The sequence below is a fragment of the Butyricicoccus sp. AF18-9LB genome, from assembly GCF_027684505.1.
In the GTDB taxonomy this organism is placed as follows: domain Bacteria; phylum Bacillota; class Clostridia; order Oscillospirales; family Butyricicoccaceae; genus Agathobaculum; species Agathobaculum butyriciproducens.
Window position 1 is genome coordinate 14392 of sequence record NZ_JAQCWA010000007.1, and the last position, 23877, is coordinate 38268.

At 47.6% G+C, this 23877-nt stretch carries 25 protein-coding genes and 1 pseudogene; 10 read left to right on the forward strand and 16 right to left on the reverse strand.

Annotated features, from left to right (window positions below; all coding sequences use genetic code 11):
• Positions 1-2 precede the first annotated feature (2 nt).
• Positions 3-248 (forward strand): DUF6061 family protein, encoded by a 246-nt coding sequence (locus PGY33_RS06015; protein ID WP_006858255.1) that lies wholly within the window; start codon positions 3-5, stop codon positions 246-248.
• 51 nt (positions 249-299) lie between these two features.
• Here PGY33_RS06015 and PGY33_RS06020 read toward each other — a convergent pair whose 3' ends face one another.
• The 7 genes from PGY33_RS06020 to PGY33_RS06050 form a co-directional block, all read right to left on the reverse strand.
• The gene (locus PGY33_RS06020) at positions 300-2945 is read right to left on the reverse strand and encodes an ABC transporter permease (protein ID WP_270477734.1); all 2646 of its coding nucleotides are present in this window, start codon (positions 2943-2945) and stop codon (positions 300-302) included.
• 15 nt (positions 2946-2960) lie between these two features.
• Positions 2961-3632 (reverse strand): ABC transporter ATP-binding protein, encoded by a 672-nt coding sequence (locus tag PGY33_RS06025; protein ID WP_117529609.1) that lies wholly within the window; start codon positions 3630-3632, stop codon positions 2961-2963.
• A gap of 135 nt (positions 3633-3767) precedes the next feature.
• Positions 3768-4667: a sensor histidine kinase gene (locus PGY33_RS06030; protein WP_118478202.1), complete on the reverse strand. Its 900-nt coding sequence runs from the start codon at positions 4665-4667 to the stop codon at positions 3768-3770.
• Positions 4660-5337, reverse strand: a complete 678-nt coding sequence (locus PGY33_RS06035) for a response regulator transcription factor (RefSeq protein WP_118478204.1) — start codon at positions 5335-5337, stop codon at positions 4660-4662. The genes PGY33_RS06030 and PGY33_RS06035 overlap by 8 nt, the downstream gene beginning before the upstream one ends.
• A gap of 16 nt (positions 5338-5353) precedes the next feature.
• Positions 5354-6526 (reverse strand): hypothetical protein, encoded by a 1173-nt coding sequence (locus PGY33_RS06040; protein ID WP_117598362.1) that lies wholly within the window; start codon positions 6524-6526, stop codon positions 5354-5356.
• 34 nt (positions 6527-6560) lie between these two features.
• Positions 6561-7187, reverse strand: coding sequence for an alpha/beta fold hydrolase (locus PGY33_RS06045; RefSeq protein ID WP_055058962.1), 627 nt, complete (start codon positions 7185-7187; stop codon positions 6561-6563).
• 12 nt (positions 7188-7199) lie between these two features.
• Entirely contained in the window at positions 7200-8303 is a 1104-nt protein-coding gene (locus PGY33_RS06050) for a DUF6076 domain-containing protein (RefSeq protein ID WP_118478206.1), read from the reverse strand.
• Positions 8304-8525: 222 nt separating this feature from the next.
• Between PGY33_RS06050 and PGY33_RS06055 the strand changes: the two genes are divergently transcribed.
• From PGY33_RS06055 to PGY33_RS06085, 7 genes are all read left to right on the forward strand, one after another.
• Positions 8526-9146, forward strand: coding sequence for a CHC2 zinc finger domain-containing protein (locus tag PGY33_RS06055; protein ID WP_118478208.1), 621 nt, complete (start codon positions 8526-8528; stop codon positions 9144-9146).
• Positions 9121-10509, forward strand: a complete 1389-nt coding sequence (locus tag PGY33_RS06060) for a DNA primase family protein (protein WP_118478210.1) — start codon at positions 9121-9123, stop codon at positions 10507-10509. Before PGY33_RS06055 ends, PGY33_RS06060 begins: the two co-directional genes overlap by 26 nt.
• 372 nt (positions 10510-10881) lie before the next feature.
• On the forward strand, positions 10882-12171 hold the full coding sequence (locus tag PGY33_RS06065; protein ID WP_118478212.1) for a plasmid recombination protein: 1290 nt from the start codon (positions 10882-10884) through the stop codon (positions 12169-12171).
• A gap of 15 nt (positions 12172-12186) precedes the next feature.
• Positions 12187-12372, forward strand: a complete 186-nt coding sequence (locus tag PGY33_RS06070) for a hypothetical protein (RefSeq protein WP_118145877.1) — start codon at positions 12187-12189, stop codon at positions 12370-12372.
• Between the two features lie 88 nt (positions 12373-12460).
• Entirely contained in the window at positions 12461-12691 is a 231-nt protein-coding gene (locus PGY33_RS06075) for a helix-turn-helix domain-containing protein (protein WP_040894231.1), read from the forward strand.
• A complete protein-coding gene (locus tag PGY33_RS06080) occupies positions 12663-14351 on the forward strand; it encodes a recombinase family protein (RefSeq protein WP_330424802.1) in 1689 nt (562 codons plus the stop codon). Before PGY33_RS06075 ends, PGY33_RS06080 begins: the two co-directional genes overlap by 29 nt.
• A gap of 14 nt (positions 14352-14365) precedes the next feature.
• A complete protein-coding gene (locus PGY33_RS06085; RefSeq protein ID WP_118359829.1) occupies positions 14366-14614 on the forward strand; it encodes a hypothetical protein in 249 nt (82 codons plus the stop codon).
• 374 nt (positions 14615-14988) lie between these two features.
• Here the strand turns inward: PGY33_RS06085 and PGY33_RS06090 are convergent, their stop codons facing one another.
• Both PGY33_RS06090 and PGY33_RS06095 read right to left on the reverse strand, forming a co-directional pair.
• Positions 14989-15420: a hypothetical protein gene (locus tag PGY33_RS06090; RefSeq protein ID WP_118478214.1), complete on the reverse strand. Its 432-nt coding sequence runs from the start codon at positions 15418-15420 to the stop codon at positions 14989-14991.
• A 13-nt stretch (positions 15421-15433) separates the two neighbouring features.
• Positions 15434-15835, reverse strand: a complete 402-nt coding sequence (locus PGY33_RS06095) for a recombinase family protein (RefSeq protein WP_330423317.1) — start codon at positions 15833-15835, stop codon at positions 15434-15436.
• Positions 15836-15928: 93 nt separating this feature from the next.
• Between PGY33_RS06095 and PGY33_RS06100 the strand changes: the two are divergent.
• Positions 15929-16366: pseudogene (locus PGY33_RS06100) on the forward strand (DUF4316 domain-containing protein); the annotation flags it as partial.
• 420 nt (positions 16367-16786) lie between these two features.
• Here PGY33_RS06100 and PGY33_RS06105 read toward each other — a convergent pair.
• A complete protein-coding gene (locus PGY33_RS06105) occupies positions 16787-17056 on the reverse strand; it encodes a helix-turn-helix domain-containing protein (RefSeq protein ID WP_243022856.1) in 270 nt (89 codons plus the stop codon).
• 229 nt (positions 17057-17285) lie between these two features.
• On the opposite strand from PGY33_RS06105, the gene PGY33_RS06110 reads away from it, so the two are divergent.
• A complete protein-coding gene (locus PGY33_RS06110; RefSeq protein WP_158574609.1) occupies positions 17286-17438 on the forward strand; it encodes a hypothetical protein in 153 nt (50 codons plus the stop codon).
• 73 nt (positions 17439-17511) lie between these two features.
• Here PGY33_RS06110 and PGY33_RS06115 read toward each other — a convergent pair whose 3' ends face one another.
• The 6 genes from PGY33_RS06115 to PGY33_RS06140 all read right to left on the reverse strand — a co-directional run bounded on the left by PGY33_RS06115 (position 17512) and on the right by PGY33_RS06140 (position 23439).
• A complete protein-coding gene (locus PGY33_RS06115) occupies positions 17512-19941 on the reverse strand; it encodes an ABC transporter permease (protein ID WP_330673799.1) in 2430 nt (809 codons plus the stop codon).
• On the reverse strand, positions 19938-20612 hold the full coding sequence (locus PGY33_RS06120) for an ABC transporter ATP-binding protein (protein ID WP_110436039.1): 675 nt from the start codon (positions 20610-20612) through the stop codon (positions 19938-19940). The genes PGY33_RS06115 and PGY33_RS06120 overlap by 4 nt, the downstream gene beginning before the upstream one ends.
• A gap of 112 nt (positions 20613-20724) precedes the next feature.
• On the reverse strand, positions 20725-21975 hold the full coding sequence (locus tag PGY33_RS06125) for a sensor histidine kinase (RefSeq protein ID WP_243022858.1): 1251 nt from the start codon (positions 21973-21975) through the stop codon (positions 20725-20727).
• Positions 21972-22661, reverse strand: coding sequence for a response regulator transcription factor (locus PGY33_RS06130; RefSeq protein ID WP_118359817.1), 690 nt, complete (start codon positions 22659-22661; stop codon positions 21972-21974). The genes PGY33_RS06125 and PGY33_RS06130 overlap by 4 nt, the downstream gene beginning before the upstream one ends.
• Before the next feature lie 21 nt (positions 22662-22682).
• A complete protein-coding gene (locus PGY33_RS06135; protein WP_270477743.1) occupies positions 22683-23129 on the reverse strand; it encodes a hypothetical protein in 447 nt (148 codons plus the stop codon).
• A gap of 106 nt (positions 23130-23235) precedes the next feature.
• Positions 23236-23439, reverse strand: coding sequence for a DNA-binding protein (locus PGY33_RS06140; RefSeq protein WP_270383692.1), 204 nt, complete (start codon positions 23437-23439; stop codon positions 23236-23238).
• Between the last annotated feature and the right edge of the window lie 438 nt (positions 23440-23877).

The following is a 23877-nucleotide window of genomic DNA, read 5'->3' on the forward strand; positions in this document are numbered from 1 at the left end:
TTATGGATAGGTTGATTTCTTGTGAGTTCAACATGGATAATGCCTGTGTGGAACTGAAATTCTTAGATGGCAGTATGATTGCTATTGATACAATAGCAGTGGAGAATGAGGTTGCTGACAATATGTATCAGCGGTCAGAGCTGGACTATCTAATCTACAATGACCCGATTGGATATGCAGACCTTGTTTTGAACGGAAACCCCGAAATTTATCTAAAAACTGTAACTGAATGTAAACCCTTAGATTAAAACTCAGCCCTCTGCCTTTTCATTGGCAGAGGGCCGTTTTTTGCTTAACAGTTATTGAGCATCCCTTAATTGCTCTACAACGCTGCATTTCGCTGCGTTGTCATACATCATGCAAGGAATCAGCCACCCCAGCAGAAGAAATACCGGAATTGTCAGCAGGACAGGCAGAATGGTGAATCGATACTCAAAGAACCAGAACATACTGCCCAGCATTTTTCCCGCAAGAGGTCCCACCGCCAGCGACAGAATAAAGGCCGCCGCTACGGAGGACATTGCGTAAAACAATCCCTCGTAGATCAGCATGGTTTTGAGCTGCCGGTTCGTCATTCCTACAGCCTGAAGTACAGCAAATTCACGGCGGCGGGAAAGAATACCGGTCATCATGGCGTTGAAGAAATTTAAGAGTCCCACCAGCCCGATGATAGCACAGAGGATACCACCTATCAGAAGGAACATCTGCCGGAACTGAGCAAATTCAGAGCGAGCCGTGGCCTTGCTTTCATACATCAAGGGCGAAAACTCACCGGCAGTAAGCTTCGATAGATATTGCTCTGCTTCGGTCTCGTCAACTTCGTCCGCTGTGTCGAACAGGTAGAGCATCGGAATGGCTGCACCACCGCTGTCCCTCTGTGCGGTGTCCACAGACAAAACTACGTCATATCCAATACCACCATAACGATAACTCATGGAATTCGGAAGTTCTACCAAGGCGCAGACCGTGTACTCTACATCTCTGGCTCCATACAATTTTGCCTGAAAGTACTCCTCCGGTGTATCTTCGGTGCGGAGTTCCCCGGTGCGGCTGTCGATATATTTCACATCATCCGCATAGGTAGCGGTGATCGTGTCTCCCACCTTGGGGTAGTATTCAGGATTGGGCAGATTGCCGTAATCATCCAAAGAAACCGCAATGGCAATGGCGTTATTGTCCGGCTCCAGCATAGGAGAAATATCTCCGTCGAACACTTGCAGCTTGTCAAACAGGCTGTTATCCAGAGCCTCGATTCTGGTATCTCCCATCACCATATTGCCCCGGTGCTCCAGACGGCTCATATGGCTGTCCAACTGCTCGGCGCTTTCGTACCTTGCATAGTCCTGCCGCAGAGCATCCTCCGTCATCCACAGATATGCGGGTTTTCGCACAGCATATCCCGTGCCGGAAAGACTGGCCTTTGTGTTTGCTGCGATCTCTTCGATCTGTTCCGGCGTGATGAATTCATCTGCCGGGTTGTAACGGAAATAGTCGGGCGTGCTGACGATAAAATCGGCGCAGGTCATGAAGGATACATACTTCTCCATGCTGAAGCCGCCCACAAAGGCACACAGCGCATTGAACAGCGTCACCGACAGCGCCAGAGACACCACCACCAGCACCGTCTTTTTTTTGTTTCGTCCCAGATTGGCAAAGGCCATCTGATGGAGCTTCGCTCCCCGGGTGCTGCGCTGTTTTTTCTTGGTCTGCATTGCATCCGTATATTTGGTAGCCTCCACCGGAGAAACCCTGGCTGCCATTTTCCCGGGCTTGGAGCAGGACAAAAGCACCGTCAGCAGGGCAAACAGCACGGAGCCAACAAAGATCACAGGCGAAGTGCTGATGGTGGTGATGCCTGCATCCAACCGGGTGGAGCGCAAGACAACAGGCACCAGAACAGCGCCAATGCCATAGCCCAACAGCAGCCCCGCCGGAATGCCGATCAGACAAAGCAGAAGTGCCTGCTGGCGAATGATGCGTTTGAGCTGCCGGGGCGTTGTGCCAATGGTTTTCAGAAGCCCGTAAAACCGGATATCCCCCGCAACAGAGATCTGGAAAATGTTATAGATGATAAGATACCCGGTGAAAATCACCAGCAGCAAAAAAGCTGCTATGGCGATCACAAGTTCCGGATCGAGCTGCGACTCCAGCTGGGATGAGGTATATCCCCAGTTGACGCCGATTCGAACGCTGTTGGGATCGGTATAGCTGTCCCATGTGTAGCCGAGATCGGTATCCACCTGCTCCATCTGCCCTTGAATGTTTGTACTGGAAGCCATCATGACATTCAGGTCAGTGCGGAAGGGCTGTAGCCCTGTTTTCACTGCCTGCGCTTCGATGTCATCTGCGTAATCACGGCTGATGTTGATGTAGTGAACAGGCATTAGTTCATCATAGTCCCAATAGCCTACCAGCGTAAAGGTATCTGTTACAGTAAAGGCGGTTTGATCCTTGTCCGTAATGGAATAGGAAACCGTGACCTCGGCGCCCAGCTCCGGCGTTACGCCAAGCAGCTGCAACGCTGCCGTATCCATGGCTACCTCTTTGCCGCTTTCGGGCATCCGTCCGATAGTAGGGGTTGCATAGCTCCATTTAGTGCAGTTGGCATCCATGTAGCTGATCTCTGCCGGTATTTTGGCAAAGACCCCCTCCGCAGTGATACCGATTACCTTCCGTGCCCCCGTAGCCTTCACCTTTGGGTGGGCAGCGATGCGTTCCGCCTGCTCGGGGGAAACATCCTTAAAGGTGCCATGCGCATAGCCGCCTACCTGCCGAAACTGGTAGGTTTCATAACTGGCGTTCAACGACAAGACAATGGTGAACATGGACGTAAATAGCAGCGTTGTCAGCGCAATGGCAAAAATGGCGATCAGATTGCGGCGACGGTTCGCATAAAGAGATTTTAAGCTGAGCTTTCGAATACATTTTCTGTTTTTGACATTCATCGTAGCCACCTCCCGTTAGTTCTGGGAGACGATCCGACCATCTTCGATACGGATAATGCGGTCTGCCATCTGCGCAATTTCTTCGTTGTGAGTGATCATTACGATTGTCTGGGCGAACTTTTGACTGGTGACTTTCAAAAGGCTCAATACATCCTGGCTGGTTTTGGAATCCAGATTGCCGGTGGGTTCATCTGCCAGAATGATAGCGGGTGCTGCCGCTAGCGCACGGGCAATGGCTACTCGCTGCTGTTGACCGCCGGAGAGCTGATTGGGCAGGGCATCCAGACGCTCATCCAGCCCAAGGGTCTGCACGATCTGCTGTACGAAATCCTTGTTGACCTTGCCACCGTCCAGCTCAATGGGTAGAACGATATTTTCATACACATTCAGCACCGGAACAAGATTATATGCTTGGAACACAAAGCCGATTTTCCTGCGGCGGAAGATGGTCAGGGCTTCATCCTTCAAGGAGAAAATATCCTGTCCGTCCACCATGACTGTGCCGCTTGTAGGGCGATCCAGCCCACCCAGCATGTGCAGCAGGGTAGACTTGCCGGAGCCGGATGTGCCGACGATTGCAACAAATTCGCCCTTCTTTACACTTAAATCAACTCCATCCAACGCATGAACTGCGTTATTGCCGGAGCCATAAATCTTTTTCAGGTTTTTTGCCTGTAAAACTTCCATAAATGAGTACCTCCATGAAAAAATCTGTATGTATGAAAGGAAATGATCCTTTGATACATACAGATTATCGCATAGGAATCTTTCCACATTCTTTCCGGCGAAAAATGAAATCTAACAGTTTTGATAGAATTGTTGTTATTTCGGGAGAAATATGGAAAACGTACTTCCTTTTCCCGGAACGGAAGCAACCTTGATATAACCGCCCTCGCCGGATACGATCTGTCGGGCAAGGTATAAGCCGATGCCGACCCCTTCTTGTTTCTGCACACTATTTGAGCGGTAAAAGCGAGCAAATATCTTCGCTTGCTCATTTTCCGGGATGCCTGAACCGGTATCCGATATATCGATCCTTGCAAACATTTCATAGCTTACGGCAGAAATAGTAATGGTGCCATGCTCGGTATATTTGATGGCGTTGTCTACGATATTAGCCAGCGCTTCCGCTGTCCATTTGAAGTCGAATACAGCAAAAGCATCGGTATCTTGCAGTCGCAAAGACAATCCTTTTTCAGAAGCCTTGGCGGCATATTGTTCTACTACGCTTTCAAGCAGCGGCTGCAGCGCTGCTTGCTGAGGGGAGAGTGAAATGATCCCGTTTTCCAGTCTGGAAAGCTTTACGAGAGAATCGATCAGAAATCGCAGCTTTTCCGATTGTTTGTACAGCGCCTCCACATTTGCCTTCGCCGATGCAGGCAGAGTTTCCTCCATCAGAAGCTCGCTGTATAACAGCAGATTTGCAATCGGCGTTTTCGTCTGGTGGGAAATGTCCGCAATCAAGGTTTTGATTTTGTCTTTTTCCTGCGCTATATTTTGAGAAGATGCTTCTGCGGCGGAAAGATAGTGCGCAAACTTCGTTTCCAATGCAGACAGCTGGCTTTCATCAAAATTGGTTTCAGAAAAGGAACCGGTTATGGCAGCGTCCAGCATCCTTTCGATTTCTTCCATCGTTTTTCTGGCCTTTCTCCGCTCCCATAATACAACAGCTATCGCCGCCAGAAAACATAGCAGTATGATCACAATGCCGGTTTTATTCATCTTTTGTCACCCAGCTATAACCGATTCCATAGACGGTTTTAATATATTTCTGTGCGCCAAGCTTATCCCTCAGTCGCTTGATCGTAACAGACAAAGCATTTTCATCCACATATTCTGAGCCATCTGTCCAGATCCGGTCTACAAGGTCTCCACGGGTCATGGTTCGGCCTCGGTTTTCAACAAGCAGACGCAGTAATTTTTGTTCTGTTTTGCTCAATTCCACTTTTGAATCTCCCACATAAAAGGTCATAGCCTCAAAGTCAAAGTGAAATAGATCCATATGGAACGGCGCATTTTTATGGTTTGACGCTTGCTTTCGCAGTTGGGTATTCACCCTTGCCCGCAAAACCGAAAGAGAAAAGGGCTTGGTAATGTAATCATCAGCGCCCCTCTCCAGTCCGTCTACGATGTCCAGATCGGTGTCATTGGCAGTCAGCAGAATAACAGGAATATAGGGTGTGTTTTCCTTGACCTCCCGGAGCAGCTCGAGCCCGCTGCCATCCGGCAGATTGATATCCAGCAGGATCAGGGATACACTCCCGCAAAGCAATTGTTCTCTTGCCGCTTTTAGATCATGGCAGGATATAATCTGACGGTCATCTGCTTTCAGCGCTTTGCATAAGCCTTGATTCAAACCGATATCATCTTCAATAATCAATAATTGTTCCATGTATCTCACTCCTTCGTTATTCAAATGCCACCATCGTTTCCTTGGGCAATTTTTCGTTCTCACAGTTCAGAAGATAGGCTACGGCCTTGTTCGCAAAGCGGTTGGTTTTTATCGTATCCCAATCGGCAAGGCGAATGATCTCTGCCGTACCATTCTCAAAATCAAATGAAATCTCGCCCCATTCGCCGTCGCAGTCTGCCTGATATTCGTAGATTGCGGCGGCGATTTTCTTTTTTCGCTTGATCTTGGATTTCTGTTTTAGCCGGACTGCATGGATTGCGCCCTCGGCAACCAACAATTCCGTCAACTTGTCCACTGCTTTTCGGTAGGCTCGTTCTGCACCGCTGGCTGTACTGCCCTCAAACATAACCGCCAGTTCTTCAAAGGTGGGGCGGTTCTTCCATGAGCCAACTCGCCCACAGGTCATGCAAATTGCTAACCGTTTTTCGAGCAAGGTCTGTTCCCGGTAATTCAGTTTCTCAAATGCCCGCTGCACCTTTTCTGCCTGTATGCCGTTCCAGAGGATATCGGTATAGTTCCAGCTATCGTCAAGGGCTACATCCTCGCCTGTTTCTTCGCCGTCCTCGTCTGTGACATAGAAAGGCTGCTGATTGCGGATTCCACGGACAACTTTCAGATATTCTTCCGCAAGGGCAAGATCGCAGTTGTATTTCTTGGAAAATTCGTTGACCGCATCCTTGGTATTGTGGTACAGCCAAGCCATTGACCGCACCATTTTGTAATTGGTCAGAGAGGACACCGACCATTTTTCTTCGCCCATGCGAAAACGGAGCATAGCATCCCGGATGAACGGGAAAATGTATGTAGCATACTCTGCACCCTTGGCAAGGTCATAGTCCATCAGCTTTTGGAGCATTTGCTCCCGGCAGGAGAGCTTTATATCTATAAATCGGTCTGTGTCATACAGATCGCCGCCATCCACACCGAGAAAGTCTTTGATGCGCTTGTTAAGCTGCGGCTCGTAGTGGTGTAGGAAGAATGAGAAATATATCAAATTCTTTTCCTGCAAGGCAGACAGGATATATTCGTTCAGATTGCCCACCGCTGGAGGCTCCGGTTCCAGTTGAAAGATGCGCTCTGCCGCATAAGGAATGATGCCGTCACCGTGCGGATTGACAGCGTGTTTTGGTATGTATCCGGTCATGTCCCATGAAAAATCACTCAGCATAGCGCACCTCCCTTCTCATTTCTATAAGAATCCCTTAAGACATTCTTTCATAAAAAGCATGAAGTATTTCTGCCAATTCCTGCGGTGATTCAATATTAACTTCATGTCCGGCACCAATAATCGTTTTTAATTCCACGTTCTTAAGCAATTCTGCCAATTCAATAGAAGCATTTTTATTCGCAGTATCTTTCTCGCCATATAACAATAGTGTAGGGCATGATATTTTGTGCAGAGAGTTGTTAAAGTCCAACTCCATCATGGTTTCGCATAGAAGTAAGAAATCAGCTTTTCTAAATCCCATTTGTTGAAACATGGATTTAGGCATAAATCTAAAGAGAAGATTTTGAAATTTCAGAAGCTTCTTGGGCATTTTATATTGTGTGGCGATAAGCACCAAGGAGCGAACTTTTTTCGGATATTGTATAGCATAGTTCAGAGCTAATACGCCCCCAAGCGATAAACCGCACAAATCAATAGGCTCATCATATTGATTGCAGTAATCTGAAAATGCAGCATATAGATTATCATAGGTCACTTCTTTGCTATGAACTAAATCAGGAAGATTCGGACACAAGCTGTAATCAGTAGTTTGCAAAATATCTATTGTTTTTGTCCAACTGTCAGATGTTTGTCCTAATCCATGCACATATATTTGTTTCATATTGTTCCCCCACTAAATATGTATCTTAGCTTCTGCAAGCAAAGCAGCCTGTTCCATTTCTTTTTCATAAGCTCCTTTGGCATAAGCAACATCACTTTTTGCCCGGAGTTCTTTATCTTTTGCCAGTTTCTTCATGACCTCCGCAAGGTCAGCGTCCAGAGTACCACGCTTTACATAGCGATTTATGGTGTTCAGCCTCTTTTCATATATCTGGATAATCGGATGATCGTCTGCAAGCTCTCGCTGTTCTCTGCCTTTTAGATTGCCGATCTGCCGGCAAGTGCGGTGCAGCTTGTCCCCCGGTGCATAGCCGCCGCAGTATTTGGTGTGCCTTGCGTTGGTGGTGAGGAACCACTTGCCGCAGATTTTGCATTTTTTCGGGGCATGACCAACACATAAGCCCTCAAAAAGATCAGACCGGAACATCCCTACAAAGGATACATAGTGCATCCGCTTGACCAGCTTCGCAACTTTTTCGCCGGGACGGATGACGGATACATACTGAACGGAATTGTTCAGGGTAGACATCCAGGCATTGCCTTCCGTGATGGAAAACTCCGGCGGGAAATAGCTGCCGAACATTTTTGCAAAACCCTCTGCGGTGCGGTCTGCTTCGTTGCCGTCTGTTTTTTCTGCAAAATCAAGCATGGCCGTTTGGTATTCCCTAAGGGAGTATGCCAGATGCCCGAAAACTGCGGTATAGCGTTGGAGCATCATCGCATCGGTAAAGTTCTGGATTTCTTCAAATTGCAAAGAATTGGTTGCGGCTTTTATGGCAAACTCCACATATTTCAGCGCATTGTCCACAGTAAAGACTTTTTCAATCCGTTCTCTGTGCTTTGAGATATTCATATAGGAGAACGGCGGTGTTTGACTGAGAATATCGAGCATCGTCAGAGCAGCTTCCTTTGCAATAGGACAGAGTGCAGAAGCATCCTGTCCGGCGTTTAATATTCCAAGCAGCAGATTGATTTTCTCGCATTGCTCGTTTATTTTTGCAATGGTATTCACAGGAACATTCAGTGCATCACAGGCAAGCGTACCGACAGGAAATGTTTTGCTCTCATATATGACCGTATCCTGCCAGAAATCCAATGTCATCAATTCTTGATTCATGCTTGCCCTCCTGTCCTGTTTTTTCATTTTTCTAATTATATCATGTAAATGTGAAGAAATCTACGTCCTCAGATAAGTTGTCCTGTTTTTTGAAACAGGATTGTCCTGTCATTAGCCTGTTTTTTGAAAAATCCGTCATAACCATAATAGAAGGAGCGAAGCACCTGCCAATCACGGCGGGTGCTTCGTGCTTTCCAGAATATTATGAACGGAGGGTTTTCTATGACAATCTATGAAACCATCAAGGCGGCAATCAGCGTCAAGCAAGCCGCCGAACACTACGGGCTGAAAGTGAGCCACAACGGCATGGCTTGCTGCCCGTTCCACAACGACAGGCATCCGAGCTTGAAGCTGAATGAGGACTATTTTTTCTGCTTCGGCTGCGGAGCCAAAGGGGATGTGATCGACCTTGTGGCAAGGCTGTTCAATCTGAGCAGTTATGAAGCAGCGCAAAAGCTGGCTTTGGACTTCGGGCTTGACCCGAAACCGCCCACTGCCGCAGCTATGGTCAAGCCGAAGCGTCCCTATATCCGTCAGTTCCGGGAGGATGAAGTGCTGTGCTTCCGGGTGCTGACGGATTATTTGCATCTGTTGGAAGATTGGAAAGTGCGCTATGCTCCCAAGACACCGGAAGATGCTCTGGATGACCGTTTTGTGGAAGCCTGCCAGATGCACTGCCATATCGAATATATGGCAGATGTGCTGACGGTGGGTGATCTGGAAGAACGGGTGGCATTGGTGGACAAGCTGATGCAGGACGGCAAAATTGCTTTTCTGCAAGAGTATACCGCACGAAAGAAAAAGGAGGTGGCGCACCATGGCGAAGAACCGGAAAACGCCTGATATGAACTTGCCCATGTGGTTTGACGGGCAGAACATCAACGAAGCTCTGTTTTGTGAAGAATTTCTGCAAGAGCGCAGGATCATCTTCGCAAACGGAGCTTTTTTCACGCCCGATGGTCGAGTGACGGACGATCTTCCTCTGCGTGGGGAGATTTACGACAAGCTGAAATTCTGTGCCGTAAACAATATCCCCCGGAAGATCACCAACATTCTGGAAGTGCTGAAACTGGAAGCGCAAGTGCCGGACTTTCCACCGGAGCAGGATCGGATTCATTTGTCCAACGGTACGCTGCTATTGAACGGCACATTTACCGAGGGCAGACCGGCTATCGTGCGGAGCCGTTTGCCGGTTGCTTACAATCCCGATGCTACTGCGCCGGTGATCTGGCTGAACTTTCTGGATGGGTTGCTTTACGCCGAGGACATTCCAACTTTGCAGGAGTTTATCGGCTATTGCCTGATTCCCTCCAACAAGGGGCAGCGCATGATGGTGATTAAAGGCAACGGCGGCGAGGGTAAATCTCAAATCGGTGCGGTACTGTCTACCATCTTCGGCACGGATATGAAAGACGGCAGCATCGGCAAGATTTCTGAAAACCGCTTCGCCCGTGCCGATTTGAAACACATTCTCCTGTGCGTGGATGATGATATGCGGATGGAAGCTCTGCGCCAGACCAACTATGTAAAATCCATTGTCACCGCACAGGGCAAGATGGATTTGGAACGCAAAGGCAAGCAGAGTTATCAGGGTTGGATGTTCGCCCGATTGCTGGCATTCAGCAACGGTGATCTGCAAGCCTTGTATGACCGCAGTGACGGATTTTATCGCAGACAGCTTGTGCTGACCACCAAGGAAAAGCCAGTGGACAGAGCTGACGATCCCGACCTTGCGGAGAAGATGAAACCTGAAGCCGAGGGTATCTTCCTGTGGGCATTTGAAGGCTTACAGCGGCTTGTTACCAACAACTTTAAGTTTACGGAGAGTGAGCGTATCCGGGAAAACCGGGAAGCGGTCAAGCGTGACAACAATATCTTTGATTTCATGGATTCCGAGGGATACATCCAGCGTAAAGCGGATGCGTCCATCAGTTCCAAGGATTTCTATGAAATCTACCGGATGTGGTGCGAAGAAAATTCCCTTGCACCGCTGAAAGCCCGCAGCTTCAGCGACGCCATGATTGCCAATGCCAAGAAATTTAATCTGGAACATTGCAACAATATCACCAACTCTGCCGGACGGCGGGTTTGGGGATTCATGGGAGTGGAAGCCATTGCACGACCTCATATAAATGGGTTTTACGGAGATTCGCCGTGTACGTACGTACCGGAGGACATTCCGGAGGAATGGCGGCAGGTCGAGTAAATCCCATTGGCTGGTACGTATGTACGCAGCAAAAGAGCGTGAAACGCTTGTGATAGAAACAGCTCATTTCCTTTATTTGGGCTGTTTCTATTGCAGTGAAAGATTTGATTTTCACTGCCGCCGGGATGGGTGGTGTTTCGCAAAACAGCAGCTATCCGGGCTGAACAACAGAAAACGATGCAGACAGTTTTCGGGCAGTTCAGCAGAGGTCACCGCAGTGACCGCATTCCCCCTCGGGAGAGCCCTCGGAGAGCCCACGGCACTTTGCAGCCAGTATGGATGAAAGTGTCATAGTGGGTTATTACACTTTGAAAAAGTGCCTCTCCGTAGTTCTCCGCTGTCTGCAAATCTCAAAGAAAGGACAAAAATTCTATGGCAAGAAATGATGGAATAGACCGTACCGTAGCCAGAAATCAGGACTTGGAAACCCCGGCAGATGTGGCTAAGGTACAGGAACACAATGAGCGTGAAAAGGACAGCTACAGCAATCAGGACATCGTGCCGGAACGCACTTCTCTGAATGTCCATTTCAAAGCACCCACGGACGATTATGTAAAAATGTTTGAGCAGATGGAACAGGATGGCGTGATCTCCACCAGAGGTCTGAAACCGGATGCCGTCAAATACGGCGAGTTGATCTTCGATGTGAACTCTGCTTACTTCTACAACCACGGCGGCTATGAATTTGCGAAACAGTTTTATGCCGATGCCTACAAAGCAGCCGTGGAGATCGTGGGCGGTGAACAGTATATCCTCTCCGCTGTGATGCACGCCGATGAGCGCAACCGGGCAATGTCCGAAGCTCTGGGCGAGGATGTGTACCACTATCATCTTCATGTGGTTTATATCCCGGTGGTGAAAAAGCAGATCCTTTGGTCGAAGCGATGCAAGGATGAAGCCCTCCGGGGAACCGTCAAGGAGGTCATCACACAGGTCAGCCGCAGTAAGAAATGGGAGTCCAAGCCGGTGCTTGGTGAGAACGGAAATCCCATGTTGAATGCAAAAGGGAAAAAGATTTTGAAGTCATCCTACAGTGTGTTGCAGGATGACTTTTTCAATTTCATGCGAACTGCCGGTTACACCGATGTGGAGCGTGGAGAGCGTGGCAGCACCGAGGAACATCTGACGGTGACGCAGTTCAAGGTGCAGGCAGAACAGCAGCGTTTGGAAGCTGTGACCGGACAGGTGGCACAGGCGGAGCAGAGTTTGGAGAATGCCAAAGCTGCCACGGAGAAACAGAAAAGGAAACTGAAAGCGCTGCAAAAGGAAACCAAGACGGCAAAGACTCTTGCACTGACGGTGCAGGATATTGAAGCGATGGGCAAGAAGGCCACATTCGGAAACAATATCACTCTGACACCGGATGAATGCCGCACACTCAAAGATTATGCTGTCAGTAGCTTTGCGGAAAAGGCAGAGAAGATCAAGTACAAGCAGAAATTCGAGCAAGCGGAGAAAAGTGCAAAAACATGGAAGCAGCGGTACGATGCGCTGCATGAACAATATCAAGAGCTGAAAAAGAAAGCCCAGCCCTTCTTGGATGCACTGGAAATCGCATCCGAAAGGGTTCGGGCTTTTCTTGATGTTGTCCTCAGCAAAGGAAAAGAAACGCAGGAGCACGAACACACTGCACGGAAGCGTGGACAGGATATGGAACTTTGATGGAGGAATCGCCTATTGAAGAAATATTATGAGGAAGCGAAATATAATGCGGCATTTGACCGCTGTGTGGATGTTATGAGCCAGATGCTCCAGAAATATGGACATCAGGTTTTGGATAAATTGGAACAGGACGCTCCGCAGGAAGTGGAGCATTCCGAGGAAAGTAATCAAGCGCAGCCTTTGACGGATAAGGCTGCGTAAAAATTTACAATTTACACGTTGCGTACTTGTTGCGGATATGCTATAATATGTACGCAACGTGTATTTTTGCTTTTAGGGAGATAGGCAGATGGATTGTAAAAACAGAATTATAAAGTTGCGGGAAAGCACGGGATTAAACCGGAAGGACTTTTGCAAGTTGGTTCATATACCATACCGGACGATGACCGAGTGGGAATTGGACAACCGCCATGCACCGGATTATGTGCTGTGGCTTTTGGAGTATTATATCCGTAACGAAGGACTTGTGGTAAAAGAAATGAACGAAGGAGGTGGCGATTCTGAAAAAGAAACAACTTAAATGTTATCTATATACGAGAGTGTCCACCTCCATGCAGGTTGACGGGTACAGCTTGGATGCCCAACGTGACAAGCTGCGGAAGTATGCGGCATACGAGGATATGATCGTTGCCGGGGAGTATTCTGACGAAGGATTTTCCGGCAAGAACATCCAAGGGCGGCAGGAGTTTCAACGGATGCTGAATGACATCCAGGACGGCAAAGATGATGTTTCTTATGTGCTGGTCTTTAAGCTGTCCCGATTTGGCAGAAATGCGGCGGATGTTCTGAACTCTTTGCAACTCATGCAGGATTTCGGTGTCAATCTGATCTGCGTGGAGGATGGCATTGACAGCTCCAAGGATGCAGGAAAGCTGATGATCTCTGTGCTGTCTGCGGTGGCAGAGATTGAGCGAGAAAATATCCGCACACAGACAATGGCAGGACGTGAGCAAAAGGCTCGTGAGGGCAAATGGAACGGCGGTTTCGCTCCATATGGATACAAACTGGAAAATGGAAACCTTGTCATTGCAGAGGATGAAGTTGAGGTGATCCGGGTCATTTATGACCGCTACATCCATACCAACGAGGGCGTTGCCGGAGTAGCCAAATATCTGAACCGCAACGGTTTTATCAAGAAGCTGCGGCAGAATAACACCATTCCCGGATTTTCAAGGAACTTTGTGCAGGACGTACTGGACAATCCCGTTTATATGGGTAAAATTGCTTACGGCAGACGGAGAACCGAAAAGAAACAGGGTACAAGAAATGAGATGCACGTGGTCGAGCAGTCGGAGTTCCCTGTTTACGATGGGCAGCACGAAGCCATTATTTCCGAAGAAGATTGGTATCTGGCACAGGAAAAGCGCAAGGTCAATTCCTTTAAGCGGGAAAAGGTCAATAATCCAGACCACGCCCACATCCTGTCCGGTATCTTGAAATGCCCATGCTGTGGCAAGAGTATGTACGGCAATATCGCCAAGGCACACAGCAAGGACAAGAAAACCCGGTATTATTACTACTGCAAAAATACGGTTACGCCTACCGGACATGAGTGCAGCTTCCGGCTGAATATCGAGCAGACAGAGATCAACAAATTTGTGGCGAAGGTTATCTCCGCTATGGTCAATAATCCACGGTTTGTAGAAGCGATTCAGGCGAAAATCGGAACAGCAGTTGATACAGAAGATATGGAAAAGCAGATAGCTGTCCTACAAGGGCGGCTAAAGCAAGCCTTTGGAACGAAAAGCCGCTTGGAGCGTCAGATGGATACCTTGGACATCAACGATGCCCACTATGACAGAAAAATTTTGGACTTGCAGCGCCGCTATGATGAGCAGTATGATACCATAGAGGAAATTGAAGTTCAGATTGGCGAATTGCAAAGTCAGATCCGCAGCATTCAGCAGGAGAAGATTTCCGGTGACAATATCTATCGCTTGTTGCTGGCATTTGATGAAGTCTACCATTCCGCAACGGAAGCGGAGCAGAAAGAGTTTATGAAGGCCTTTATCGAGCGAATTGAGATGTTCCCGGAGAAAAGGAAAGACGGAAGTTGGATAAAGAAGATTGTATTCAACTTCCCTGTGCCTGTTGATGGTGAGGAAGTGAAAGAACTTCCCTTGGAAACTGAAACAACTGTTGAGACGGTCGCCCTCTTGTCACGGGAACAAATCCACTGACGGTTGAGGTCAGAATGGAAGTGGAAACCGGCGAGGTCAAGGAGCATCCGACCTATAAGCGTATTCAGGAGTATGTGCAGGAGAAGTACGGCTTCAAAGTCCATACGGCATATATTGCAGAGGTCAAGCGTATGGTCGGACTGGATATGCACAAAGCACCGAACGCAGTGGAGCAGAGAAAACATGAGTATCATCCCTGCCCGCCTGAAAAGGTCGAGGCAATCAAGGATGCGCTGCGGCATTTTGGCTTAATATCAGAGTGAGTTTACGGCTAAAAACCCAGCATCACGTCAAACGGCGTGGTGCTGGGCTTATTTTTGTCGTGCTTCGGGGCTTTTTTGAGGATAAAACCGCCTGTGTGCCGTTTGCTTTTCTTTGACATATTGACACGCTGCCCTCTGTTCGTCGTGGCGACTGTGCGTTTTCGGGATAGAAAATGGACACTTATCTTTGTATAGGGAGAAAGCAAGAGAGGAAAAAGAGAGTGAGCGCAGGCTGTGGGAACGGTGCGTAAACCGCTTGCGGTTTTCCACGGTTTCCATAGCTGCAGCGAGGGAGAAAAGGGAGAGGTGGCTTTCTCGCTCAGGCGGCTTGCCGCCGCTCTTTTGCTCTCACTTTTCTCCCTGAATATCAGGGATTATTCTGCGTCATTGCTCGGCGTAACAGGACGAAAGTCCTCCTGAACGCCCTCATTGAGGTCAAAGCACATGGTTTTTGCATCAGCAACCCAGAAACCACGCACCTTGTAACGCTTGCCGGGAATCCAGTCCTCGCCAGTAACAGCGCGAAGCGGGTCAAGCAGATTCTTGTTGGAGATCGTAACAACACCTTTCTGTTCGCCTCTCGGCTTGGAGAACTTGAAGCCCTTCGGTTCGTTGCTCTTGCAGGAACGGATCGCAAATACCCTCGCTTTCGCATCCAGCAGACACAAAACAAAGGCGGGATAGCCCAAGTCCTCAAGCACCTTCTTGGTGATGGTCACGCCATTCTGATTCAGGAATATATCCGGGTAGGCGTTGATGTTGGAGTCGATGGTTTCAAAGTTCAAAGCGGAAAAATCAAAGTTCATAGTTAAAATCCTTTCATTTCATGGTGTTTTGCGCCTCATCCACGTTTTTCATAAACTCCTGACGCTCCATAAAAGACCACCGGGAATCCATAATCAGATAGCCCTTGAAAAGACCATCTTTCACGCGGTATGCGACGAAGTGATTGCTCAGACGGCGCAATGTAGCTCGTTTGGCTGTGCTGTGCCGCTCTGACAGCAACTTTTGTACCTTGATCCAATCCTCTTTTTTGATAATCGCTGTGTGGTGATTTTCCTTGAAATACATATTTAAATCCGTATTTTTGACGGATTTATGGGTGCGAAAATCCTTGGTATAGGTTTTCTGCATCAAAGCATCACCGCAGTATTTATCATTTCGGAGGATGCTGCGGACAGTACTGGCAGACCAGAGATCGTTCCCCATTGGAGATTTGATACCCTATTCCGTCAGCGCAGCGGCGATTTCTGCCGGGGGTGCGCCCTCCAAGCAGCTTTCATAGATGTACGCAACAATTCTTGCCTCGGTCGGCTCAATGACATGAAGGACTACGGTTACGCATGGGCTGGCGTTCTTCCCGCTGGACAGGAAGCGGCTGAGAAGGCTTTGGAGAAGGGCTGCGAGGTTTACCGTCTCTATTCGGATAACACCGAGGGCTTGTGCGTGGATGCAAAGGAGATTACCGATCATGTGGCAAAGGGCGGAATGCTCGGTATCAGCAAGGAAAGTTGGATGGTGGCTCTTGAGAAGGAAAACTACCTCAAGGCGGCGGAGATGTCGATGGAGGATGACTACGGCATGATTGATGGGATCATCAACAACGGTCCGAAGGAGGACAAGACCGCAGAGGTCAAAGCCCCCGAAACCGGTGAGAAGTCCTCCATCATGGACAGGCTCAAGTCTGCAAAGGCAGAAAAGCAGGAGGAATGCTGCTCTCCCAAAAAGAACAAAGGAGAGATTGAGCTGTGAGCAGAAGTCAGAAATGGCGGCAGGAGTGGTCGTTCTTCATAGGAGACAGCGGACGCCGGAAGTATAACCGCTTCTGCGTCCGCTGCGTCCATAGCTGCAAGCAGAGCTTCCGCGCGGATCTCATCGCCTGTCCGCACTTCTCCCGCAAGGCATCGAGGTGTAGACAGTTAGGGGTCGAAAAAGCCTGTGATTGCAAGCCTCAGAGCGGCGCAAATTGACCAGCCTAAGTGATTGTATTCCCTGCGTGGTTTCATCTTTAGCGCGGAAATAAGTGTCGATTTCGGCACTTGTTTGAATGCCCGGAAAACGAACCAAGAGCCTCTGTCGATGCCCGGTTTGGGTATCGGCAGAGGCTCTTTTTTTATGACATATTCAAAATTGCGGACAGCAGCTCTTGAACCTGTTGCCGGTATTCCGGCTTTATATCCGAAATACGTCTGGCAAGCGCAAGGGCTTCCGCTTCTGGCTCGTCAGTCCCAAAGATATTCGGTCCGCACTGACGTCGAGAAAACGGCAAAGGCGCTGCAAGGCTTCAAGAGAGATACCGGAAGCACCACGCTCAATAGCACTCAGGTGATTCGGCGTCATGCCAAGCATTTCTGAGAGCGTGTCCTGCGTATAGCCCGCCTGTTCTCTTGCCACTTGAATATTGCCGCCGATTTCAATATTGATGTCCTTCTTCTCTCGCATAGCCTCACCACCTTTGCATTTAGTGTACCTAACAGCGGTGTCATTATCCACGGTGCGCCGTCGTTGATTTTGCTAACGACATTGCGTTGACTGTCCGTGATGAGGGTGATAGAATGGAGCTACCTACCAAAAGCCGGTAGGTAGCCCGGTCGTCCTATATAGATAGGGTAAGTAACCTGCCCCTCCGGGTTGTCCATTCTTTGTTCAATCAATTTTAGGAGGGATTCTTATGGACAAAGTAAATGGAAAGCTGACAATATTTTTTGAGGAGCCGTTTGGGGTGGGGATCTTTGATCAGTTAGGGCTAAAAATAGCCGTTGACCTGTTCTTTGTAGGAAGAACGGACAAGGTTGAGACGATGGCGGGTCCTCGCAAAATTTGACTTTTATGTTTGAATCACTATAAAGGTAAGCTGCCGCCCATCTTGAGCGGCAGCTTGCTTTTTATAGAATCTACTATCCCTGATACCTTATTCTTTCTACCAGCGTTTCCTTTTTCAGATTACTGCTTAAAACACAGGAAAGCACAATTTGTAGAATACCAACCAGAAGAATCATAACAAGAATCGGGATAAGAGGAACGTGATAAACGTTCATTCCAAAAATCCCATTATGCTTCGCATAGGAAAACAGTGCATAGCCAAGGGGCAGACCGGCAGCAAGTGCGACGCAGATGGTGCCAACCGTAAAAATCAAGCCCTGTATTTGTAAGCACAGATTCAACTGCTTATTGGTCATGCCTACCGCTTGCAGCACACCGTATTCCTGCTTCTTCGTGGTGATATTGATGATCATGGTGTTTGCCAGATTCATAAACCCGATGAGACCGACAATTGCCATGAACAGATAGCAGCCAAGCTTCATCATACGGCTTGCGTATTCTGCAGATTGTAACTGTGCATGATAGGTATCCATTTTTATATGCGAAGTATTAGAAATCAAAGTATTCAGACTCTGTTCCACAGATGCAACATCTTTTTTATCACAGTCCACCCACAGATAGCCATAGGCTGTTCCCCTCGGATTCATGGAACGGTATACACCTTCCGGAATGACAAGATAAGTGTCCGCGCTTACAAAGGAGCCTGCGATTTTTCCCTGATAGGTATAGGTTCCGCTTCCGTTATCAAAGTTGAATGTAATCGGTGCACCCGCAGAATACCCGTCAGCTTCCATCCACATGGACCAGCCAAAGAAAACATCCCCGTTTTTGACAGCCTGTGCATAGTCCATGGAACCGATATCGCCATCCCCGCGCATCCTTTCAAAATCCTCTTGATTTACGATTGCAACCGGAAATTTTGTTCCGTTCAAATCTGCAGAGACGATTTCTCTCGTCAGTACATCCGTTACACCGGGGATGGATTTGATTTCTTTAATCAAAGAATCATTCAGTGGGTCGTTCTGTAGGATTGTGTCCAGATTATTCTCCGAATAGGCTTCATCATAATTCTGGGAATAATCCAGCTGCAGTTCAAATTGTCCATGATTAACGGAAAGACGTGCTTCATGCTCCGTATCAATATTTCCTACATAATTAGAGACAATTACAAACAATACACAGGAAAGCCCCATGGTAAGAATCGTAGCAATGGTTCTTTTCGGATTGCCTGTCACATTTGCCATTGCCATGGAGAAAACGGTGACATCTTTTCTGCCTTTTCGTCTGCCCTGTTTTTGCGTTTTGGAGCCGCCAAGATACCGTGTCGCTTCGATGGGTGAAATCCGGGAAACAATTTTCATGGGTTTGCGCAGAGCCAAAACGACCGTAAGAAACGATACAAAAATGCAGATGAGCATAATTGTCAGTGAAAACAGAGGCACCTGATGGTTCTTGATTCCGGACGATACCAGATTTCCCTGCTCCACCAGCCAGTTGAAGCTGACTTTTGCAATCAGGAAACCAAACAGCAGCCCCAGCGGTATCGAAGGAACCGCCAGAAGAATGCCCTCACGAAAGATCAACTGCTTCATCTGCTTTCTGGTTGCACCCAGCGCCTTGATTTTTCCGTACTCCTGAACCTTCTGGGCGATCCCGACCTGGAAGATATTATAAATGACCACAACGGAAAACAGCACGATTCCGAGGATCAGGGTTCCACAAACCACAATCATTTCATAGCTCGGCTGCAATACCCACTGCAGGTAGAGGTCATTGATGATCACGTTTTTCTGGTCAATGCCGCAGGAATCCGCGATTTCTTTTATAACAGGCGCAACATTATTCATAGATACATTTGCAGAATCGCTCAAGGTAAAATAGATATTATATTGCCTGTCACCCTCCGCAACACGCTCATTATAAAAATCCTGCGAACCGAATACAACATAGGAAGCCTCGATGGTATATTCATCCCGGTCATATAAAATCCCGCTTACAGTAAATTCCACCGGTGCGTATTCCGACTGCATACCGGAACGGTACTCCAATGTTACGGTGTCTCCGACCTTTACATCATGGTATCCCACTGCATCAAAGAAAGCGCGTCCTGCGGCAATTTCCTGCGCCTTTTCCGGATAGGTACCTTCCTTCAACACATATTCCTGATTATAGGGAAGCATTTTCCTGACCGTTTCATCCGCACTGACAAAGCCGCCATTTTCATTTCCTTTCAGGATGCCATCCGTACACATGATGCCGATATCAGATATCTCAGCTCTGCGTTCCACTTCTTTTAATTGCGTACCATCTGCGGCGATAAACAGGCCGTAGTTGCTTCCGTATGAGCTTGCAGCCTGATCCTTCTGTAAGCGGATCAGTCCATTTCCAATTGTACTGATAATGACCAGAAGCGTGGTAGTCAGGCAAATCGCCGTCATAATGAGGACACTTCTTGTCCGATTTCTTTTGTCGTTGCTGAATGCAATTTTGCTGATCGTCCTCAATTAAAATCCACCACCTGTCCATCCTCGATGACTAAAATACGGTCAGCAACCTGCGCGATCTCATCATCATGGGTAATCATTACAATCGTCTGTCCATATTTTTTTGCGCTCATTTTCAGCAGCGCGATCACCTCGTCACTTGTCTTGGAATCAAGATTTCCGGTTGGCTCGTCCGCAAGCAAAATCTCCGGTCTGTTTACCAAGGCTCTTGCAATCGCAACGCGCTGCTGCTGTCCTCCGGAGAGGGTATTCGGAAGATTATGAATCCGGTGTTCAAGACCCAGTGTGGTGATAATATCATTGACATAAGCTTTATCCACTTTTTTTCCGTCAAGCCCCAACGGAAGAACGATATTTTCCCACACATTAATGGAGGATACCAGATTGAATGCCTGAAATACAAATCCGATCTTTCTTCTCCGGAAAACGGCAAGCTGATCCTCCTTCATGGAATACAGGTCCTTGTCAGACAAGATCACGCTGCCGCTGGTTGGTGTATCCAGCCCGCCCAGCATATGCAGCAGGGTACTTTTTCCGGAGCCGGATTTTCCGACAATGGCGACAAATTCTCCCTGCTCAATCTGGATATTCACATGATTGACGGCTTTGACCTGATTTTCCCCCGTCCCATAAAATTTGCAAAGCTGATTCGTTTCTAATATCACGCCCACTCCAATGGCCTCCTTTTCTTATTTACCAGCATTGTATCAAAGGAACCTTTCATTTCACTTTCAAAAAGAGAGCAGAAGTCTTACAGATTTGAAAGACTTCTGCTCATCATCTCTACGAAAGTCCATTCTCCGGCAGCTGAATCAAAAAGGTACTTCCTTTTCTGACTTTGCCGGAGGCTACCGTGATTGTCCCACCATGCTGCTCAATAATCTGTCTGGACAGATACAGACCGATGCCAGTTCCGCTCTTTTCGTGGACTTCCGGCGCAGTCCCTCTGTAAAACCGCTGGAATATTTTATGGTATTCACTCTGCGGGATTCCGATTCCCTGATCCTCGATCTCAATTCTCACAAAGCCGGTTCTTTTTTGTAGACGGATCGTGATTTTTGAATGTTCTGGGCTGTATTTGATGGCATTGTCCAAAACGTTAATGATTGCTTCTCCAAGCCAACGTTTATCCTGCATGAGTGCACAATGCTCCAGTGATTCGTTGCAGTCGAAAATAAGTTCTATCCCTTTCTCCGCTGCCTTTGGATACGTTCGGTTTACTGCGGAGATGATCGTATCCATAATGGGAAGTGTTTTCTGATCAAGCTGAATCAAACCTGTCTCCAGTTTGGATATTTCCAGCAGAGACTGCAACAATGTTTCCAATCCGTCCAATGCACTCCGGCAGCGGATGCGAAATTCCTGTTGCTCCGTCTCACTCAGATTGTTCCGCAGCAATATGCTAAAGCAGGTATCCAAGGCTGCAACCGGGGTTTTCAGCTGATGGGAAATGTCGGATACCATTTCCTTTGTGCTTTCCTTCTCCGCTCTGGCTTCCTCTTGCAGCAGCTGGATATGATGTCCGATTGCTTCAAGCTGAAATTTCAGTCTTTCCTGCCCGACATGATCTTCTGTGTCCGGCACTACCTCAAAGTGATTTTCCCGAAATGCAATCAGGATTTGCTCCAGTTGCTCCAATCGTTTCCGACTTTCTTTCGCCTCAGCTTTCTTCCGGTAAAACAGGAACGTTAGCAAAGACAGACATAGCACTGCACTTGTACAGCCGGTTATCATGATATTCTGCCGGAAGCGCACATAAAACGAAGTCCCTTTGTTTTCCCAGTACCCGTATTGCTCTAATAATTGCTTACCTTGTTCATTGGCTTGATGGTCGTTTCCTTTCAGCCATCCTGCGGCAACATCCATGCCGGTGGTCTCTGCGCCCGCCGCAACTTCTGTCAGGATATCCATTTTACATTGATAATCCTGATAATATAAATAGGTGGTAAAGCAGTTCAATACCGCAAAAAAGAGTAGAACCGGCAGCACCAGTGACAAGGCATCAACCCACTTTTTACGATGTCGTTTCGTCACTGACTTACCTCCTGATTCCATATATACCCAAGACCTCTGATATTCTTTATATAGACCGGTGCAGCCGGATTGTCTTCGATTTTCTCACGGAGCCTTCTGATATTGACAGCGATTGTATTTTCATCCACAAAATCCCCCTCCAGATCAAATACATTTTCTAATATTTGTGTTTTTGAAAGAATCTGTTTCGGATTCTGAAGAAAAAAAGTCAGCATTTTCAACTCCGTTTTTGTCAGACTGATTTCACGACTCTTTATCAGGACTTTCATTTCTCCTGCGATAAATACGATATCTCCCGAAATCATCTTTCCGGCTTCCGTTTTCTCCTGTCTGCGGCGGAAATGTGCTTCTATTTTCAAAAGAAGTACCGAAAGACTAAACGGCTTTGTAATATAATCATCTGCCCCTGCTTCATATCCCATGACCTGATCCATCTCCTGATCTAGTGCGGTAAGACAAATAATGTATGTATTATAATTGCATCTCATCCACCTTACAAATTCCAATCCATTCCCATCCGGAAGATTCACATCACAAATGGCAACATCCACATTATTATCACTTGCAATTCTTTTCGCTTTTTTCACTGATTCTGCTGAAAAAACCTCATATCCGGATTTTTTCAGTGAAAAAGTGATTCCACGATTCAAGTTTTCATCGTCCTCAACCACAAGGATATTTGGCATAATTCAAACCACCCTTCCGTCTTAGCTATATATGTTAAACGTTACATCAAATACTGCAAATGCTTTTATTGATTCAGGCGAACTCTGCATTCCTGTTGGCACACGATTTTCCGCAGGAAAGTCTAGTGTGCTATACCTTTGCTTCCGGCTGACGCGGAAAAGGGACTGCATTCGCCCTCCCTCCCCAAAACTAATTTTATTATATTCAATAAATTTCAGGAGCTGTGTCTCGGAAAAACGCGGGATCGGGTACAGCATGATGTGAGTTTTGTCACCACGAGGCATTTTTGTTCCTTTTGCCCCTGACATGACATAATCGAAGAATCCATCTTGAAACATGATGGATTTCAGAAGGTATGCGTACTTCTTGTCCAAGGCTCTAAAACACAGGACATCGGCGTTACACCCGCCCGAAGTTGTTGCGAACCACATCTTTTTGAAATATGGACGGATGTTGCTAACAAGCACGTCCTCCGCTTGAAAATATGTCACTCGCTCTGAAGAATCAGTCGTGCCAAAGGAAGCAACACCTTGCTCGTCCGGCAGAATGTTTTCCGTTGAGACATGATGCGGCTCATTTTTCGTTTTCGGCGGGCTTCTTGATATACTTGCTGTTCTTGATTCTCGCGTCCGCTGGCTTCTCTGCGTCCTCTGGAATCCCCCAGACCGAGCCAATGCGGATCGCACCGGGGACGCGCCCCTCGCCGCATAAAATCTGAATACGGCGGGTGGAGATACCCCGGCGTTCGGCGGTTTGCGCGATAGATAAATACTTCATGGGCAGCACTCCTGTTGCAGTTCCGTTCTGCGTCTGCTTATAAAATCACAGTATAATTATAATCGTCAAAGCGAATAAAAGAAAGGGCTTTTCGGAAAAGCCCAGAAAGTATCTACAACTTAAAAATCAAGGGTTTGGGGCTTCCCCAAAAATCAAAATGGGCGTATCGGCTGCAAGGCTGAAACGCTCATTTTTCCGGTGGGTACGGACACCGGATGTACTTGCTATTCTCTCAAATCTCATATCCGCAAATACAACGCGCTCCCGCTTTTGCAAAAGCAGGGGCGCATATTTTTTGAAAATCTTTCGTTTCGATACCTGCGTTTCGACGAAGAAATGTCCGTTGTAAAGTGAGGGGCAACGAATCGCCAATGTCCTTGTCTTCAAAATTTTCTTTTCGTCACTACCAAGTTTTTGAGAAAAAATGTCCGTTGTATT

Coding starts and splice junctions, on each gene's coding strand:
- PGY33_RS06015 (WP_006858255.1), top strand. CDS start 3: ATGGATAGGTTGATTTCTTGTGAGTTCAACATGGATAATGCCTGTGTG.
- PGY33_RS06020 (WP_270477734.1), bottom strand. CDS start 2,945: ATGAATGTCAAAAACAGAAAATGTATTCGAAAGCTCAGCTTAAAATCT.
- PGY33_RS06025 (WP_117529609.1), bottom strand. CDS start 3,632: ATGGAAGTTTTACAGGCAAAAAACCTGAAAAAGATTTATGGCTCCGGC.
- PGY33_RS06030 (WP_118478202.1), bottom strand. CDS start 4,667: ATGAATAAAACCGGCATTGTGATCATACTGCTATGTTTTCTGGCGGCG.
- PGY33_RS06035 (WP_118478204.1), bottom strand. CDS start 5,337: ATGGAACAATTATTGATTATTGAAGATGATATCGGTTTGAATCAAGGC.
- PGY33_RS06040 (WP_117598362.1), bottom strand. CDS start 6,526: ATGCTGAGTGATTTTTCATGGGACATGACCGGATACATACCAAAACAC.
- PGY33_RS06045 (WP_055058962.1), bottom strand. CDS start 7,187: ATGAAACAAATATATGTGCATGGATTAGGACAAACATCTGACAGTTGG.
- PGY33_RS06050 (WP_118478206.1), bottom strand. CDS start 8,303: ATGAATCAAGAATTGATGACATTGGATTTCTGGCAGGATACGGTCATA.
- PGY33_RS06055 (WP_118478208.1), top strand. CDS start 8,526: ATGACAATCTATGAAACCATCAAGGCGGCAATCAGCGTCAAGCAAGCC.
- PGY33_RS06060 (WP_118478210.1), top strand. CDS start 9,121: ATGGCGAAGAACCGGAAAACGCCTGATATGAACTTGCCCATGTGGTTT.
- PGY33_RS06065 (WP_118478212.1), top strand. CDS start 10,882: ATGGCAAGAAATGATGGAATAGACCGTACCGTAGCCAGAAATCAGGAC.
- PGY33_RS06075 (WP_040894231.1), top strand. CDS start 12,461: ATGGATTGTAAAAACAGAATTATAAAGTTGCGGGAAAGCACGGGATTA.
- PGY33_RS06085 (WP_118359829.1), top strand. CDS start 14,366: ATGGAAGTGGAAACCGGCGAGGTCAAGGAGCATCCGACCTATAAGCGT.
- PGY33_RS06090 (WP_118478214.1), bottom strand. CDS start 15,420: ATGAACTTTGATTTTTCCGCTTTGAACTTTGAAACCATCGACTCCAAC.
- PGY33_RS06105 (WP_243022856.1), bottom strand. CDS start 17,056: ATGCGAGAGAAGAAGGACATCAATATTGAAATCGGCGGCAATATTCAA.
- PGY33_RS06110 (WP_158574609.1), top strand. CDS start 17,286: ATGGACAAAGTAAATGGAAAGCTGACAATATTTTTTGAGGAGCCGTTT.
- PGY33_RS06130 (WP_118359817.1), bottom strand. CDS start 22,661: ATGCCAAATATCCTTGTGGTTGAGGACGATGAAAACTTGAATCGTGGA.
- PGY33_RS06140 (WP_270383692.1), bottom strand. CDS start 23,439: ATGAAGTATTTATCTATCGCGCAAACCGCCGAACGCCGGGGTATCTCC.